We start from the raw sequence: 18,253 nt of genomic DNA, 5'->3' as shown, positions 1-18,253 counted from the left end.
TTATTTTAGATTTAGTACTTTTTATATTGCTAAGATCCAATTCCAAGATCACAAATTGGTTCCTGTTCGCCGGGACGATTTTTCTCAACCGTGAATTCAATAATAAATCCTTTTCTAGTAAGTTCAGGATCAGTCGAATACCAACCAGTTCCGCCATTTAATGGGTCAGATCCTTTCGTCCTCATAGCAGGAGTAATTTTCATTCTGATCGAGTGTCCTTCCGGAAGATCGAATTCAGGCTCAACACCATCTCTTCTGCCTTCCATTTCATCATTTATAAAAATTTTATACTGGTTTTTGCCCGGCAAAAGAGGCATCCAATATTCGCAATCGTAAGCAAAGTAGTCCCTACGATCACCCTCGAATATTTGCCTAATCTTATTTCGATTAAGAAAATCTTTCTTATTTAGATAATAATTTTCAGAAGGATTGATATGACGAGGAATCCTATCATTTTTGGCATAAGGAAAATATATATCAGGATCCAACCATTTCAGAATGAATCGATATTGATTCACCTGATGAAAAAAACGATCGGGTTCGTAATTCTTCCTCTCTTTGAAATTTTTAATTTCGAATTTTAGAAAATTCTGATGAAATTCTTTAGGAGTCCATCCTCTATCATAACCGCCAAAACCTGCTAAAGGAATACACTGAATAAACGTAATCAGTAAGCCAAAAAGCGGAAGAAGAACTTTAATTCTCACAAAGTTCCTCCGCAAGCTTGTTGAGCTGCAGCTCCACCTTTTACGATTAAACCAAGAGGGATCGAGACGTTCCAAATAAGTTGAATTCCATAACCTAAGAGATCAGTGCCGACCGATGACCAGTCTTTCTCTAAAGCACTTTTTGCTGAGGAGGCATAACCACCATATTTAAGAATTGTTCCAATTACCGAAGCTTGCCCGACAACAGCTGTATAAACATAATATCCAGCAAATCCTGCCATCGCAGCCACCTGCCCCACTACTGCATAACACGCGGCAGTTCTCGCGTTCTGCTCGTCCCAATGTATATTATTGAAACTTGATTTAGAAAATCCACCTGCGATGTATGCTTGAAGAGTAAAAGGAGACAACGTAGTACCTAGGAGCCCTAATCCAACACCTAATCCTGTGAATGCTAAAATAGGAATGAGAGCGCTCACAAGAAGAGCAGTCCCAATTGCAGCCACGAGTGCAGTAATTGCTAAAATGGATGCAACTGCTAATGCGGCTAAAGCAATAAGCACTGCTGTTCCCGCCGCAGACGCAGCTAGTCCAGTAGCAAGAGTACCAGCGGCAACACCGGAAGCTGCAGCCACAACGGCGACAGTACTGCCTAATGTAAATGCAGCAGCACTCGCCAAGGCCACTACTCCTGCAGCGGCAATTCCAGCTCCGAGTGCAAGTCCAAGCCCAGTAGCAATTGCAGTAGTCGCAGCCATCGAAGCCACTGCCCCAGCTCCTAAAGCAGTACCCACTATGCCGACTGGGTTTAACGCCATTGCAATACCTAGGCCTGCGTCACTCCAACGTTGAGAACTTACATAAAATGCATTTCTAAAGAAGGTACTTAATGAAATATTAAAATTTAAAAACCCGAGCCCATTTCTTTCCAAAAAACTACTCAAGATACTGTTCCCGCTTGGATCCGTATATCTAACTGGATTACCTTCGGTATACATGTACAAGTCCATTCCCATCGGTCTTGTTGTGTCCATGACCGAGTCTGCTTGCAAAAATCTTCCTATTAGAGGATCATAATATCTTGCTTTGAAATAATAGAGACCTGTTTCCTTATCTTCTTCTTGTCCGTTGTACTTATAACGAAATACATCAGGTCCGGAGGAATCATTTCGCTGGATCTCTCCATAAGGTTTATAAGAAATATGTGAAGCTCCACCCTGGTCACCACCAGCGATCCGGTTTCCATTTCCATCTGTGGCCATCGTGATAGAACCTAAATGATCCGGATGTAGAAATAAGAAACCGCCGACAGGAAGTCCCGCTCCAGAACCTGGCCCTCCAGGTTCATATGGAGTATTTACATTAGGAGTATTGGAATCGAATTGAGGAGGAATGAGCCAAGGAGGATTTCCATTACCACCAGGCATCAAAATCGAGCAGTTAGAAAAAGAAACGATCAAGATCGGAGAAGTAAACTTTAAGACGGATCTCCAAACGCCTTCCCTAAAGGAAAGAAGTCCAAATCCAAACCCTAAAAGAATCGTTATATACAAAAATCCTAAATTAGTTCCTGGAACTAAGAATAGATATTTAATCCCTCGAATTGAGTTATCTTTCGCTGCCCATGCCAATGTTTTCCAAGTGGTTTCTATTCCAGAGATTCGGGAAGAAGCGCTACCATCTTGGTAATTTACAAGTACTGCATCTGTTCTAGTCCATTGTGCGACTAGATCTCCAGAGTTTCCTCGGAAGTATAATGTATGCTGTGGAGATTTTCCTGGAGAGATTACGACCTCATACAACCCGCCCAAACTGATTGTCTTGGTGGAATCACTGGATTTTGTCTTTCGTATCCTGGTTCCCGAAAAATCATAATCGAATCGGATACTATCTTGGTCTTCTGTTTTTATCTCTTTTAATTTTTGGAAAGGATCGTAACGAAAACTTTCTCCATTCCTGGAAATGATATTTCCAGAACCATCGTACGAATATTGGTAAGAATGATTTTGTCCAGTTACCTTGGTAACCGCATTCTTATGAGAAGGGTTTTCGTAAAAATAAGATAGATTTCCTTTTTGAAGTAATTTTCCTGAATCAGAATATGTATATTCTTCCGTTCCATAAACTCCAGAAGCTGCTACCAATCTATTTACAGAGTCGTATTGGAAATTTTGTGTCCTAACGGGATTCTTTTTATCCTGGATAGAAAGATAATTTCCGAATTGGTCGTAATTATACTCTATGTTCTGATAAATTTCTGTATCTTTAACGGAAACAAATCTGCTAGGTCTTCGTTTTATTAAATCATAATATATATCCGTTCTGACACCATTCCCCAATTGTCTTTGGATCTTTAGTTCTCCATCTTCCAATATTGGTCCTTGGTATTGAACGATTGGAAAATCTGAACCGCTTCCATCTCCAGGAGTTAATATAATCCCGGAAAGAAATCCTGCTTCGGAATATAAGTTTTTCGAAATACTTCCGTCGGGGTAAATGGTTTCTTCTATCTGATTTTGAAGATTAAATTTTTTACGAATTACAAAACTTAGATCCTCTTCCGTTAATTTTTTTATGAGTAAATTTTGGTTCCCTCTTATATCGTATCCAAATTCAGTTGTTCCAAGCGGGTCCGTAACCTTAGTTAATCGTCCGATCCCATTCTCTTTTTCTGGATCATCATATTCATATGTATAATATACTGCACCTGTTTCAGGAGAATCCCCCTTAACTTGGGAAACTCTACCTAAACTATCATAGAAATATTGTAAACTAGAGCCGTTCTGATATTTTTGTTTGGATAATTTTCCAGAATTAGGATCATACTCATATTCTATCTTTCCAGAGTCGGGATGAATAACCTTGGTCTTTCTTCCTCCGAAATCTGTTTCAATATATGTGGTCCCGTTTTCAGGATCGATGATCTCAGAAATTCTTCCTGCGGAATCATAAGAATAACGCGTGGTCTTTCCTTGTTGTGTAGAAGAAATTACCTGGCCCAGTGAATTTTTCTCCTCAACGGTTTCTTTAATTAGATTTCCGTTAAGAAGCTCCCTGGTCTTAAAGATCAAACCACTAGTTTCAGATTCGATTACTGTTCCATCATTTCTTTCACTTTTGATTTGGTTGCCAGCTTGGTCATACGTATAATCCGTCCAGGAGAAAGGATTGGAACCTTCTATATACGGATCGATTTTCCTGGTGACCTGACCCTCTAAATTCAGGCGAGTTTCCTCAACCAGAATATATCCGTTCACAAGGCTGCTTCTTCGTTTAGAAATCTTAGTAATATTATTACTCAAATCTTCCTGCCAAGTCTCTCCATTACTACGACGGAAGATTTTTCGGACAAGCTGATTCTCTAGGTCCCCGGTATTTTCATATTCGATTTTTTCAGACCAATCGTTTTCCCCAGGTAGATAACTTTTTGACGGCCTTCCATGGGAATCGTATTCCGTCCTGGAAATTCTCCCGTTTTCGTCCGTGCTGGATAATTCCAAACCATTCGAAAAATCATATGATTTTAATGTGACCTGGCCCAAACCATTGGTTATCTTAAGAGGGAATTTATGTAGAATATTATCATATTCTATAGTGACTAAATTTCCGTTAGACTCTTTTACAAGATTTGGATTTCCAAAAGAATCGTATGCTTGGATAGATTCAGTTTTCCAAATGCCAGGGCTCATCTCCTCTTTCACCCCAGATATTTGAAAATTAGAATATTCTATTATTCGATGAGAAACTAATTCCCCATTTTTCAAAACTTGGATATCTTGAGGTTTTCCGAGTACACCTTCAATCCAATCATTCAAATAAGAAACTTTTTCGCTCGCAGTGGTACCATTAATGCTCGTATCTTTGCGAATAATATTCCCATAACTATCGTAGGTTTTTGTTACCGTCGAAGATTGGAATAACTGTCCTGACTGATATACATTCTCTAAACTATCTGTTTCTTGGATCTGAACTCCGCCATTTGAAGAAAAAGATTTTTGGAAGTTTTTATAAGATTCTGAAATTTTGATCCCATTTTTAAATTTTGTCTGAGATGTAGGAATTCCGGCCGCTTCCAAAAACGGAGACTCATATTTCGTTTCCGTAATAGAGTTTGAAATTGTATTTTTCTCTTCTACCTTCTGGAACCCCAAATATCCAGAATTCCTGAATCCACCTCTATAAAATCTGGAAGAAAAATACTTATATGAATTTTCTCCAAAGATCGTAGTTCCAGATTTTTGAGAAAGTTTTACTGTAAGAAAATCAGGAAACACTAAAGGAAGAATTTCAGGATGATCCGGATCAGCTACAGCTAGTCCATTTGCAGTTGGATGATTTTTAGAAAGTACATATTCCAACTCGGCACTTACATTTCCATCCGAAACATAAGAACCGTTTTCAATCTTAGTCAAAAGACCTGCGGGAATACCAGGACGAAATTTCAAAAGATGTAATTCTAAATTGGATTCATAGGAAAATTGTCTATACGCAACTGTATTCACAAATGGAATACCAGACGGTATAGAATATCGCATAGGTCTTTTATCACCATTTAGACCTAAAAGTTCAGGCTTTCCATCTCCATTGATATCTAATGGGAGAAGATACCCTCCAGTCACCCAAGACTCATCCCCATCCGCAGAATAAAATAAATTTCCATCTGAATCGGTTTTAGAATAAGAAACGATCAGCTTAGATTCAGAAGAATCGTATCTCAAAAAATCAGCTCTTCCATCTCCGTTTAGATCTATGAATTCTTTTTTATTTCTCCAATTGAAATAAGCATTCTCTGAAGGAGTTCCGGAGGAGTCTGAAGCAGAGAGATAATCTTTCAGATCAATAGAGATTTCATAATATGTGATATTTGTAATATTTATTGAAAAATTCCGAACAGTTATGATCTGAGGAAGAGAATCTTCATCCTCATTATCCGGCTCTTCTGTAGTGCTTACATTTGCCCGAAGAATATCTGGAACCCCATCTCCATTTAAGTCTTTGGGTAAATCTTGATTCCAATATAAAGAAAAACCGGGAAGATAACCAGAAGCTGAAGTATCATAAACTTCTACCGTAAAAAATGGATTACTAAGATCAGAATAATTATATGTAACCCTATCCTTAATTCCATCCCCAGTAAGATCAATTTCTACATATACCTGAGTATCAGAAGAAGAGTTTTGTTTTTCTTTCGAAGCATAAGCTCCATTTACATTAACAGTTTGGAATGCTCCACCGCCATTCGTTCTAAATTTTCTTCCATCGAATGGATAATAATGAATAGTCCCTTGGCTTGTAGCACCTGAGAAAAATGCAAAATCTGGATAACCATCTCCATTTAGATCCGAAATGAATTGGTCTCCATCATTTCCAAAGGAGGATCTTGAAATTTCTGTTTCTTCTAATTCTACCAAATTTCCATCTTTAAAATCGTAGAATGTTACGATCAATCTTGGATCAGATGTCCCACTGATCCTAAGTAGATCTGGAACCCCATTCCTATCCATATCCGCAAATCCTTGGAAAGAATTTCCTGGATCTGTAATATTCAATAATTGTGATTTTTGGAAACCCGAACCCGTAGAAAGATAAATTTGGATTTTGGTAGAAGTTTTTGCCTGCAAAATATCTGTCTTACCATCTCCATTTACATCAGCTAAAAAATGATAAGGTTTAGTTTGTCGCAAATTCTCTGCGATCAGTTCAGAATATTCTACTGAATTTAGATCGGGACCATAATACACGATCCCTTTAGCACCATTTGACTTTAGAACTAAGAAGTCAGTCTTACCGTCTCCATTAAAATCTCCCGGAAAAATTTTACCTTCTGTTGTGACTCCGATTGGACTTCCTTTCGTTTCCCCGCTCATAGAGATTGGATCTAAGTTTTCATTATCCCAAGAAGAAAGTTTAGAGACTGAAAATTTTTGGCTGTCCATATTTCCCAAAATGCGGATCATTTCAGGACTTCCGTCCCCATCTATATCCGCGGGAACTGCAAAAGACATTTCCACTCCGTTCGTACAAATATCCTGGAAATTTTCGATTCCTGCCTGGCAAATAGAAGGAGCACTGTATTGACTTGCAACTATACAACCCCAATCAGCAGTGCAAGCGCAGGCCGAAGCAGTAGCATCGCAAAAAGTCCTTACACTCGGGTCAGATGCTCTATAAGAATTTTGGAATGTTTTTCCGGAAGATTTTACGTATTGGGCCTGATTCGATCCGTTCGAATAAGAGAATACAATTGGTTTATAATTTTTGCGATGGAAAGAAGAAAGAAATGTTTCTCCGTTTATAACATCATAATCGAACTCGTAGATCTCGCTTAAATTTTCAGAACCTGAAGAGTCTTTTGCATATACTTCAATTTTTTCTAATCTTTTCTTTCGAGAAAATGATTTTGTCAGGAAGAATATTTTTTCTCCAAATCTTTCTGACCCGTCCTCATAGATAAAAAGGATCCGTCCATTCCCTCTGGCGTATACAATCTCTTTTGGTAAAACATCAGCTGATTGTAAATTTTCAGTATCATATTGGATATCATAACCATTCCCGAATCTATCTCTGACCTTATCCAAATAGAAAACGATAGGAGCTCCATCTGAATCCAATCTAGAATTTGAACCTCCAGAAATATTTTTACCGTATTCGTAAATAATACCGTTCTTATCTCGGACCTTCCATGCGGAACCATCAAATTCTGTTTTAGAAAAACTTTCGAATTTGAATTTATAATTCCCACTAACATCTGAGACCATCTCACCAAATTGAGAAGAAGTGAATCCATCGGAAGAACCAAAATGAACACCTAAGTTTGGGTTTTTAGAGATCTGAGGAAATCCACCCAAGGACCAACCCTTGCCTAAAATCCCGGAAGAAGATCCTGAATATTGGATATTAATTGCAGGAACTACATCCCCTGCTCCAGGAGGAACCTGGATAGAAAGTGAAAACCCAGGTTTCCCATAAGAGTTTACACTAACGTCCGGAAATGGGAGAGGTATCTCTGTTTCTAATCCAAATAATGTGGAAAAAAAAGAGTAAATCGGGCGTAGAGGATTCCAAGCTAAAAGCAGAATTGCACTACAAAATATAATAATTACATAATATCTTCCGGTTCTAAACATTAGCTTGCCAAATCCTTCTGTAAATTTCCGGAACTGTGTTCCGGTCTGGAATTAGCCGAGCTGTGAGCGGTTCACCTAAAGGTGATCTTTATATATAAAAGCACTAACGCGTTTAAAATTTCCAATGTCAAACACAAATATCCCAAATTAGGATATTAAAGTCATAATATCCATACTCTTTTTATAAATATCCTGAATTAGGATTCAGTAAAACTGCCTAATTTTGAATTTGGAATCCATATTCCGCATAAATTCGGCAATTTAGAGAAAAAGAAGATCTAACAGATAGAACATACAATATTTAAAATATACTAAATTGGGATATTTTATCGTAATTCAAAATAATTTTCTTTCTTTTTACTCGAAGAAGTCACATCCCATCCATTAGGGACGATCCGAATTTTTTCTTCGGCTCTTCTTCATCTCAAATTCAGTTTATGTTTAAAAAGTTTGTATTTGTTTTTTACGGGATCTTCTTCCTTCCCTCCTATCTTTTCGCTGCCGAAATATTATTCAAGAATGGGGATGCTTTTATCGCGGAAGAAGTTTCGGAAGAACCAGAGTTCATTCTTTTTTCCTGGAAGGAGAAAAAATACAAAATCCCCAGGTTGGAACTCCAACGAATTGATCCAAGGAAGAAGGGACCGGATTCTTCCTATCGTTATTCTGAATTCAGACTAACGGATGGGACCCAACTCAAAGGGATCTTGATCGAAAAGAAAGAGGATAAACTCATCTTAAAAACAGAACTCGGCTTCGTTGAGTTAGATAGAACCAAAATTCTTTCTCATAATTTTGATGAGATATCTTCAGAGCCGCCTACTCTTCCAGAAAATTATCTATTAGAAACTTCTAAACAAAAAGATTGGAGGATCGGATTTTTCGGATCTGGATACTATTCCTGGGGACCATGGGCAGAAGCATTTCCAGTCACATATGGAGGAGGTGCATTTTTAGAAAGAGATACAAACTCTAAATTTTGGCTTTATGGAGTTTCTTCTGAGGCAACCTTCGGAAAAGGGAATAACGGAAATCTAAACATATGGAGCCAATCTGTTTATCTTGGTAAGTATTACGGATATTCTTCTCCCTATTGGTTAGCAGGAGCAGGTTTTAGCAATATGATACGAACTGGAGATGAAAAGATCTCCGCTATCAACCCTGATTTGATCTTTGAATTTGGCTGGAATTGGCAGACTGAATCCAGGTCTTCCATCCGAATAGGTTTCCGTTCTCAATGTAGTATAGAAGAAGGAACAAATTTTTGCAGATCAGGCCTTCGATTTTCCTGGGGGTTTGCAATATGAAAATAGTATATTCTGTTTTTATAATTCTATTTCTATCTCCACATTTTTTCTTTTGTGCCACTTCCGGTTTGTCTGAAATTTTAGGGGAAGAATCCGCCAGAGCAGAATTTGCATTTGTTGCCAAATTAGGTCCTGACTCAGCTATTCTTTCCTGGAATTGTTCAAAGGCCTCTAAAGGTACAATGTATACAAGCGATGGCATAATTCCGAGTGTCCAAACTTCTAAAACTCATTTTTTAGAATGGAAATATTTGACCCCGAATACTTCCTACAGGTTAATCCTGACCTGTGGATCTCAAAAGTTAGAAGAAGGTAGTATTTTAGAATTTACGACTTGGATCTCGAATGATCCTCCTAAAACTAGAGGAATTTGGATCTTAGGTGGAATTGGAAATGATGGACTTCCTATCAAAGAAGTGGATCTATTCGATCCTGTAACAGATAACTGGTATTCTTCTATTACAAACATTCCAACTCCAAGGATTTTCGCTTCGATCCTTCATCATAAAAACAAAATATACGTGATTGGAGGAATGGAAAATGTTTCAGGGACCTATGTTTCTTCATCCAAGGTAGAAGTCTATGATCCTTATTCTGATATTTGGGAAACAAAGTTTTCTCTACCTTCCGGATCAATCGGCGCAGTGGCGGGTTCTGTTGGCGATGAGATTTATATTCTTTCCGGTTCTAATTCCACAGATATGACAAATGGACCAGTATTTAATACGATCTTAAAGTTCTATCCGGAACTTGGAATTAGTGGTCAATGGATCTCTTTTTCTTCCGCATCTACAATATTCAGTAGAGTGGATATGTCTGGTTGTGCAATCAATGGTGTTATTTTTTATACTGGTGGTAGGACCTACAACAACGGAAGTGCAAACTCAAGCACGGATGGTTTTGCTGCTTCTGCAAATACTACCACTTCTTTCAGCGAACCTAGTTTAGGAGAATCTAAACATGGAGCAGCAGGAGTTTGTATTTTACCTTCTTCCCATGATCCTTTTCCGGCTGATGGAGTCTATTTTGCAGTTATAGGAGGTTCAACAGGTTCAGGAAATGTGTTCCAACCAGCAACTTCTATCATTCCTACAAATAGAACTGAATTTTACCAATTAGGTTCAGGGTCCTTTTCTTTGGGTCCAAGTCTTCCTACTTCTTTATATTTTCCTGCAGTCCAAACGTCTTACGAGACTCGAAAAATTTTTTCCTTTGGAGGAGCTTCTTCCATTAATATTCCAGAAGATACTATATATTCTTTGGATTCTGGAAATCCATTGGGTTCTGCTTGGGTAACTCATACTTCAACTATGCCAAGAAGAAGATATGCTCATAAAGCGATTCGGATCGACAGATGAGAGTTGTAACTTGGAAATCTGCAATTGTTAGAATATCAATCTTCTCTATTCTAATCATCTCTCCTTTATTCTTATTATCAGAAGAAGAGCCAATCGAAAACAGATGGATCCAAGAAGGTAATATTCTATTAGAATCAAAACAATATGAAGAAGCCTCTATATTAGCAAATTCTATTTTAGGATCAGATCCATCTAACGTTAAGGCGGAATTTATTTTGACTCAGGCCTGGATCGGAATGGGCAGAGAAGAAAGGAAAAAAGGAAATTTCCTAAAGGCAAAGGAATATTTAGAAAAAGCCTATAGGAAATGGCCTTTGAATGAAAGTATTCGAAACGAAATTGCGGAGTTGAATGAAGCGCCTCTTAAAAACAAAAAATCAACCGCACCTTCTGGAAATAATTCCCGCACACAAAACGTATCCAACAAAAACACAGAAGAACTCGCTCTCAGTATCAACCTTCTTCGGATAGAAATTGAAAAACTAAAAGGTGAATTGGAAATAGAACGAATAAATGAGAGCGCAAACGTAAATAGATTTTATTGGATTTATCTGCTTTTAGGCATACAAATTGTAGCCTTATTCGGAATTTTTAAAAAAATTAAGCGCTAAAAGCGACTCCCCTTTCCGCCGCGATCTCTCTTGCAGTTTTACCATCTTCCGTTTTAAGATCCGGATTTGCTCCCTTCTTCAATAATAAAGAAACAATCTCTTCATTCCCTTGTCTGGAAGCGGCAATATGCAAAGGAGAAAATCCACCATCTTGAGTGAAGTTCGGATCTGCACCATGCTCTAAAAGTAATGCAACCGCATCTGCTCTCCAAGAAGCAACAGCAGAATGTAATGCAGTATTACCGATCGATAATTTACTTTTGGATTTAGCGTGTATGTCTGCTCCCTTCTCCAATAAAAATTGAATAATGGAAAGTCTTCCGAAATGAGATGCTAGATGTAAAGGTGTCCAACCATCGGGACTATAAGAACGGACAATACTCGAATTGGAATTTACAAGCTCTTTGACTCTATCTTCATTCCCCAATGCCGCCGCTTCGAATAGATTCAAAGGAATTCCTAGGGTAAGATAAGAATTGATTATATCTTCTTTGCCATAATAGAGAGCAAATAGTACGGGAGTAATCCCTTCCGGATTTTGTTTGGAGGCTAGGTCCGGATTTTCTCTTAAAGAATAAATAACCTGGGCCTTATGGCCAGCGGCAATCATTTGGAACATATCGGAAATCAAGGAATAGGCCTCCGAAAAACAACGAAGGATCATCCATTCTTTTAAAGCTTTGTCAATCCGGTTTCGACTTCAGGTAAAGAATTCTATTAGAATTATTCTTTGAGCTGTATCAAGTCGAAAGGTTGGAGGTCCACCGAGATCGGAGCGGGAGTTAAAAGTCGATTATCATTGGTATCGAACATCGTAACTCCCGGTTGAGTAAACTGTGTATTGGAAACGTAAAGAATTTGATCGTCCCCAAGTAAAATTGTGGTGAGACTCGCGTCATAAGAAGAAGGAATAAAAAGTAAACTCGCCAACTTCTGCCCTGTGCTTGGATTAAATACTTGTAATGTTTTATTAAAAGAAGCATCCAGAACGCTAGCATAACCCAGTTGTTCGTTTTTGATCTGGACTCCGAGTATATCCCCTCCAGCTTCAGTTTCCGGAAATAAAAAACCGGATCGAAAAGTCCGAGAAGAAAGTCGAAATGCCACTACTCCGCCGTCAATCTGGCTTAAAAAACCCATTCTATTTGCTGCAGCAAAAACTATATGAGTCTCTCCGAAAAGTTCCAATATCTGCGGTTTGCCAACCGGATTCGGAACTGGGAATGTATAAGCAGAAATAATAGAATCTGTTACAGTATCTATTTCTAAAAGCAGGGATCCCCAGGCTCCGGGTGGAAAATATCCGCTTGGGTCGTTTCTATCTAAACGTTGTAATACTATAAAAAGACTTGTTCCTACAATTTGCATTCCAGACATTTCAGGAAGATTATCAGGGATGGCACTGGGCTCAGAATATCCTCCCAAATCAATCTGGCCAAGACTTGCCCCAGTCGAAGGATGAATTATTTTTAATATTCTAGATCCATAAAGTGATATATAAGCCTTGTTTTGGCCAGCAATCGCTATATCTGCAGGATTTGTCCCGGAACCCATGGACCATTCAGCAACGGTTTGGAATCCGAAATCTGGATCCAAGACCTGCACACTATCTCTATTTAAACGATTTAGAATATATACTTTACCATTCCCGAATCTTGCCACTGCGTCAGAATGAATAGGCGTCAGTCCGGGATAAGAAAGAAGAAGTTCAGGATTTAAAACTTTAAACCTACCACCGCTTGCAAAATCAGTGGTAACTACTCCAATATTATTTGGAAGATCTGGGGTTAAGAATAAAGTATATAAAGGTGGCCTTTCTATATCTCCACAGAAGGAAAAGAAGATAACTAAGCAGGCAAGGATGATATACGATACAGATCTCATATTAAAATCTCCCGCTTAAGGTGATAAACCAATTTCTTCCTGGAAGAGGGTATCCTACAATATCCTCCACTCTTTTATCTCCCATATTCCTAAGATCTATACTTAAGAGCAGTTCTTTAGGAGTTTTTTCTCCTTTTTTGTTAGGATCTTCTTCCTCGGGAGAAGTATATAATACAAGCGTAAGATACGCGTTCCAAATTTGGCGAGCAGGCTGGTAATTCACATATTCATTTGTTCTATCTTTGAAAACTGCTCCTACATACACTCCTTCAAAACCGAGTTCCCAGGTTTTACCTCTATAAGCGATTGTTCCTGAGATCTCATGTTTAGGCCTAAGAGGAAGATATTTGCCGTTCAAATAAGGTGCGGGAGAAGTGTTGATCGCTTCTTGGTAAGTATATTCTAATAAAAATTTCCAGCCCTTATATTCGGTCTTATGAGAAATTTCTGCTCCATCAATCCTTGCTGAGTCCACGTTTTCAGGTCTTAAGGTAAATTGTGAATTAGGGATGAAAAGGATCATATCCTTGATCCTTTTTCTAAAATAGGAAATTGTAATATTAGATTTAAGTTCTCCTTTTTTATATTTCCCAGTGATCCCTGCATCACCATTCTCACTTCGTTCCGGTTTAAGTGAATCGTTTGCTATGATTGTTCCGACTTCTCCGAAAAGTTCCAAGAAGCTTGGGATCCTATATTGTCTAGCGATATTAGATTTGAATTCTAAAGAATAATTTTCTTTTTCCCAAAACCTCCACAGAAGTCCTGCTTTAGGATTCGAAAACTCTGTAGTTTTTATGGCAGAAGCAAACGGATCTTGTTTTCTATACCAAGGTTCGTCTGATTGAAATTTATCCTTATAAGAATCCCAAGAAACTCCTGGAGTCAAAATTAATTTTCCATCCAAGAATCTAAACTCGTCCTCTACTTGAAAAGTGGTATAAGTCCTAGCCTTTCCAGGTTCATATTTCAGATCTATATTTTGAGGTGTACTTCTGGACCTTTCGAAAGTCTCTCTTTCAATACCTGCATGGAATTTCAAAATTTGATAATATTCTAATAAATAAAAAGTAGGAGTTACCTGAAATCCGGATTGCCCCATATAAGCAGTCGAGTTGGGAGTACCTTTGGAAAATTCAGATTTAGGATCAAAAAGATCATCATTCGTGAATGAAGTAAACATCCGAGTTTCAAGCCTTAATAACCCATCAAATAAACCTTTTGTATCCGTTCCGAGGGAAGAAGTATTTCTAAGATATCTTCGATGAACTTTCTGTGTTTGGTTACTTGCAGGTCCAGGAATTCCATGAAATCTATAATTCAGATCATTCCAAAACTTGATCTTTGTAGCTCCGATATCACCGCTCAGACCGATCATACCAGAAGTTCTTTCATATTGGGCATTTCTTCTTCTATCAATCGTATCATCCAGAGGATTGACGAGCACGGTCCCATGATTGTTTAAGAAGGAAAAGTTTTGGTCGGATTTTTCTCCCAGCAAGAATACACTGGTCCCAATTCCACCGTAAGTTCCTGTATGCGTTATGCTGCCCTTTCCCGTATTAAAACTTCCCGCGCCTATATTTACGCGAGTTTTAGGAGGGCCAGATCCAGTTCTTGTAACTAAGTTTACACTTCCGCCGATTGCCGAACCAGAAAACCCGACGGGCGCGCCACTTCTATATACTTCTATACTTTGTAAATTGTCAAAGGGAAGATCCGCAAGGTTTACCTCTCCACCTTGCGCATTATTAAAAGGAACTCCATCTATAAAGATCCTGGTTTGGTTCGGATTTGTTCCTCTAAGAGAAAGAGTAGAATAAGAACCTAATCCGCCGTATCTTCTGATCCTGACTCCTGCTTCTCTTTCTAAAACATCCGGAAGATTCGTATAACGTGCATTGTATTGGTCCAGATCGATAGAAGTCTGGAAACCTGTTGGGTTCTTTCTGAAATTTTCAGGCTGAGAATTTGAACTGGTCTTTCCTACTACTTTGACAGTGGAAGTTTCAGTCTTCTGGGATTCTTGAGAAAATACTTGGACAGAAAATAAAAAAAGCCCTAGATGAAGTATCTTTCCGAATCGTTTGGGTCTTTTGTGCATTGAGGCCTTAACTCCCGAAAGCCAGAGAATTGAAAGCAGCTCTGATAGGTTTTCTGACTCACGCGAAGGTTCGGACCCTTCCCGTCTTTCGACAGTGGTTTTGTCCGACCGTTTAGGCGTTTACAGCTGCGGGTACAGCTCCGGATTTTCACCGGATTCCCTTTTCCGATCTACTTGCAAGGACCAGGTTCCCAACCCAAGTCGGAGGGGCAATCTCAAAAAGGAGCTCAGGTTCGCACGGAGAACACAGAGCTCACAGAGTTTGTTTGCCATGTAGGAACTCCTACAATGTATATCTTCTCAACTTCGCGGCTTTGTGTGAGACGCAAATACAGCGACTTTTGAGTCACGCCAAGGCGCCAAGACCGCGAAGGTTTTTAATCCAGAATCCCCGCCAGGGATGCGAAGGGCTTTAATCCGGGCAAAGCCCGGATGAGCGCCAGCGAACCCAGAGCAGCCCGGTCTTCGCGTAGCGAAGAGGCGGCCAAGGTTTTACTTAATATCGGATATTGGAGTTCCTACATTTTCAAATTCAGAAAGAAATATTTTCTTGATGTAAGATAAAAACCGGAAAGGATTCACGAATTCGTGCCCCAAAGGAAACAGCTTGGGGTCTACCTACATAATATGGAGCACCGAACTCGAATGAAACGAATTCCATCCTTAAGATTTCTTCTATTAGGGATCTTTCTTTTAACTACCTCATCCTTATCAGCAGCCGGAACTTATTCCGAAGGTTGGACAGTTGCAAAATTGATCCAATTCGAAAGCAGAGGGGTCATCTTTGAATCTTACGAAGGTCTTATTGAAGTTTATACTATAAACGATTCAGAAGCTTGTGATGAAATGAAGGACGAATGTTTTGTTCCTGCAAAACAAAAGATCGAATTCAGCGTACGTCCTGAAAACGCAGACGTAGTGAATTTTTTAAGTAAAAATTTAAACCAAGAAATTTTGGTCCAATACAGGATCCACAGATTCGAGGCAATCGCTTTATCTTCCAAATACGAAGTGGTAGGAGCACAACTCCAAGAAAGATCTCTTCCTAAAGGTCTACCTGATAAGATTGTAAGCAAAAATAAATCCGGAGGAAAAAGAAATTTTTCCGTTACTGGACGTATTCTAAGTTTAGAATATAAAGGAGTTATGATCGGAACCTGGGAAGGATTATATCTGGATGAGACCAGAAATAAAGTTCATCCATTTTCAGTCACTGACGAAGAGATCGCAACCTTTGCGACAAACACTCTTAAATTCGGTCTTAGATATTTCTTAGGAGTTTCTGTAGCTTATGTAACTGGCTTGAGAGATTCTCATTATGATATTTATGAGATCAACTTCAAAGCTCCTGCGGGTGCATTGGAACCAGCTAGCAAAACCGAATAATTTACGTTAAGGTTTTATTAAGTAGAAAGCCGATGCGGGAATTCCTACATCGGCTTTTTTATTTTAGAATGTCGCTCTAGGAATTCCTACAAGGCAAACTTCAATTAAGGATGGAAACTTCCATCAGATTGGAACTTAGGTCCTTTTCCTGGAAAATCAGATTTAGTCAAAGATTGGATGAGTTCAGTAGTCTTAGCGTCTGGATCTGGAGCAGGAATTCCATTTTGGCTTAATTGTAATGGATGGATCTTACCTTTGATAAAATTCCCTTGTTTATCTAAATCTGCTTCCAAGACCAAAGAATAACCCCCGTATCCTTTCGTAGAGAATACTCTATATCCTAAAAAGTTTCCTAAAGAATAAGCGATCAGTTTTCCTTTATATAATTCGAATGCTCTAGGCAAATGAGGACCATGTCCAATAAATAAGTCTGCACCTGCATCGATCAGAGAATGAGAAAGAGCGACTAGATTTCCTCTATATTCTCCGTAAAATCTTTCCTGTTCATTTTTTACATGTAAAGCTGGTCCGCCTTCTGCTCCACCATGAACAGAGATAAACACGAGTTGCGCTTTTTTCTTGGCTTCTTTAACGAGAGCCACACCTTCTTCGATTTCGTTCACATGATTATGAGCGCTTTGCATATGACTGAAGCCAATCCAAGCCACAGAAATTCCTTTTACATTCATATAAGTGATAGCACCTTTTTTGCCAGTATATCTGACTCCAGCTTCGGAAAGATTTTTACCTGTATCGTCAAAACCTTGTTGGTGAAAATCTAAACTATGATTATTCGCGATGGAAACTATGTCGAATCCAACATCTTTTAGGATTTTTGCATATGATGGAGGAGTTCTGAAAGCAAAGATAAGAGGACGATTTATATTTTTAGCACAATGAGGATAATCAGTTAGAGTACTTTCAAAATTTGCAAATAGTATATCTGCACCTCTTAAACTTGGCTCAACTTGAGAGAACAAAGTTTTCTTAGGATCTGAAGGAAGTTTATTCTCTGGATAATTAGTTCCCATGACCAAATCACCCACCGCTTTGATCTTCAAAGTTTCAGGTTCTACAGATTCGATCGGCTGGCATTGAGAGAATAAAAGAGAAAGTCCTAAAAGAGAGGACAGCGCAAGGATTCTATACATAGGGGAAGGATTTTAGAAACCCTGTCCCTGGCAAAGCGGTTTTTCTAAACTTTCGATCCTTTCAAGGACCCACAACAACAGCAATCGGTTGAATTAACAAAGGAAGAGATCCAGCATATGCACCGATTATTAAACCGGAAGTTTGAGAAGTTACTTCTCCGCTGACAGTATAGTTCACTATACATGCTCCAGCATTCATGGTATTAAAGCTCAAGTTTACGGGACTATATGGGGGACCAAAAGTAAAAGGCCAAACATTCGGAGATGTACCATTAGGGCAAGAAGACACATCTATATCAAAACCTACTGACACATCATTGCTAGTCCAATCAGAAGGAACCGATCTAAGCGCTACCTGATAACCAACGCTTCCACCTTCAGTTACAGATAGTGCTGCCGGTGTAAATACAAGTAAAGAATTACCTCCACCGATTGCCATGGATAAAATGGCAGCCGCAGCAGCTTGCTTTTCGGGATCATTCTTATCTTCTTCCGATAGGCCTAGAAATTCCTTACCTACATCTGTACCAGTAAGCACAAGTCCACAACTTACGTTATGGGTAATGAGCATAAGGGAGATAAAACTTATTATAAGTTTATTTTTAAGGTAAAGAGAAGTTCGCATCTCCTACGTTTAACAATATATTTACTGAAAAA

11 protein-coding genes and 1 riboswitch are annotated in these 18,253 nt (G+C 38.7%); of the genes, 4 read left to right on the top strand and 7 right to left on the bottom strand.

The genetic code is table 11. The annotated features are described in order from the left end of the window. Window positions 1-29: 29 nt before the first annotated feature. Together EHQ52_RS19005 and EHQ52_RS19000 are read right to left on the bottom strand one after the other, a co-directional pair. Window positions 30-707: a hypothetical protein gene (locus tag EHQ52_RS19005; protein WP_244244960.1), complete on the bottom strand. Its 678-nt coding sequence runs from the start codon at window positions 705-707 to the stop codon at window positions 30-32. Further along, window positions 704-7,795, bottom strand: coding sequence for an FG-GAP-like repeat-containing protein (locus EHQ52_RS19000; protein WP_135616949.1), 7,092 nt, complete (start codon window positions 7,793-7,795; stop codon window positions 704-706). Before EHQ52_RS19000 ends, EHQ52_RS19005 begins: the two co-directional genes overlap by 4 nt. Before the next feature lie 437 nt (window positions 7,796-8,232). Here EHQ52_RS19000 and EHQ52_RS18995 point away from each other — a divergent pair, with 437 nt between their 5' ends. From EHQ52_RS18995 to EHQ52_RS18985, 3 genes are read left to right on the top strand one after another with little or no spacing between them, the layout of a single operon-like run. Continuing rightward, a complete protein-coding gene (locus EHQ52_RS18995) occupies window positions 8,233-9,102 on the top strand; it encodes an LA_3334 family protein (protein ID WP_135616948.1) in 870 nt (289 codons plus the stop codon). Next, the gene (locus EHQ52_RS18990) at window positions 9,099-10,460 is read left to right on the top strand and encodes a Kelch repeat-containing protein (protein ID WP_135616947.1); all 1,362 of its coding nucleotides are present in this window, start codon (window positions 9,099-9,101) and stop codon (window positions 10,458-10,460) included. Before EHQ52_RS18995 ends, EHQ52_RS18990 begins: the two co-directional genes overlap by 4 nt. Then, on the top strand, window positions 10,457-11,071 hold the full coding sequence (locus EHQ52_RS18985; RefSeq protein ID WP_135616946.1) for a tetratricopeptide repeat protein: 615 nt from the start codon (window positions 10,457-10,459) through the stop codon (window positions 11,069-11,071). The genes EHQ52_RS18990 and EHQ52_RS18985 overlap by 4 nt, the downstream gene beginning before the upstream one ends. On the opposite strand, the gene EHQ52_RS18980 is transcribed toward EHQ52_RS18985, so the two are convergent. From EHQ52_RS18980 to EHQ52_RS18970, 3 genes are all read right to left on the bottom strand, one after another. Beyond that, window positions 11,061-11,699: an ankyrin repeat domain-containing protein gene (locus tag EHQ52_RS18980; protein WP_167492242.1), complete on the bottom strand. Its 639-nt coding sequence runs from the start codon at window positions 11,697-11,699 to the stop codon at window positions 11,061-11,063. The two genes, EHQ52_RS18985 and EHQ52_RS18980, sit on opposite strands and share 11 nt — an antisense overlap. A gap of 95 nt (window positions 11,700-11,794) precedes the next feature. Continuing rightward, a complete protein-coding gene (locus tag EHQ52_RS18975) occupies window positions 11,795-12,955 on the bottom strand; it encodes a YncE family protein (RefSeq protein WP_135616945.1) in 1,161 nt (386 codons plus the stop codon). Window position 12,956: 1 nt separating this feature from the next. Beyond that, entirely contained in the window at window positions 12,957-15,059 is a 2,103-nt protein-coding gene (locus EHQ52_RS18970) for a TonB-dependent receptor (protein WP_135616944.1), read from the bottom strand. Between the two features lie 26 nt (window positions 15,060-15,085). After that, window positions 15,086-15,262, bottom strand: a riboswitch (cobalamin riboswitch). Between the two features lie 442 nt (window positions 15,263-15,704). On the opposite strand from EHQ52_RS18970, the gene lsa26 reads away from it, so the two are divergent. Continuing rightward, complete coding sequence (gene lsa26 / locus EHQ52_RS18965; protein ID WP_135616943.1) at window positions 15,705-16,445, top strand: surface adhesion protein Lsa26; 741 nt, start codon at window positions 15,705-15,707, stop codon at window positions 16,443-16,445. Between the two features lie 104 nt (window positions 16,446-16,549). Here the strand turns inward: lsa26 and EHQ52_RS18960 are convergent, their stop codons facing one another. Next, the gene (locus tag EHQ52_RS18960; protein WP_208653537.1) at window positions 16,550-17,596 is read right to left on the bottom strand and encodes a CapA family protein; all 1,047 of its coding nucleotides are present in this window, start codon (window positions 17,594-17,596) and stop codon (window positions 16,550-16,552) included. Window positions 17,597-17,657: 61 nt separating this feature from the next. Next, window positions 17,658-18,167, bottom strand: a complete 510-nt coding sequence (locus tag EHQ52_RS18955; RefSeq protein WP_135616942.1) for a hypothetical protein — start codon at window positions 18,165-18,167, stop codon at window positions 17,658-17,660. Between the last annotated feature and the right edge of the window lie 86 nt (window positions 18,168-18,253).

Source organism: Leptospira koniambonensis (assembly GCF_004769555.1).
In the GTDB taxonomy this organism is placed as follows: domain Bacteria; phylum Spirochaetota; class Leptospiria; order Leptospirales; family Leptospiraceae; genus Leptospira_B; species Leptospira_B koniambonensis.
The sequence above is the reverse complement of the archived record's forward strand: the minus strand, read 5'-3'. Positions and strand labels throughout refer to the sequence as shown.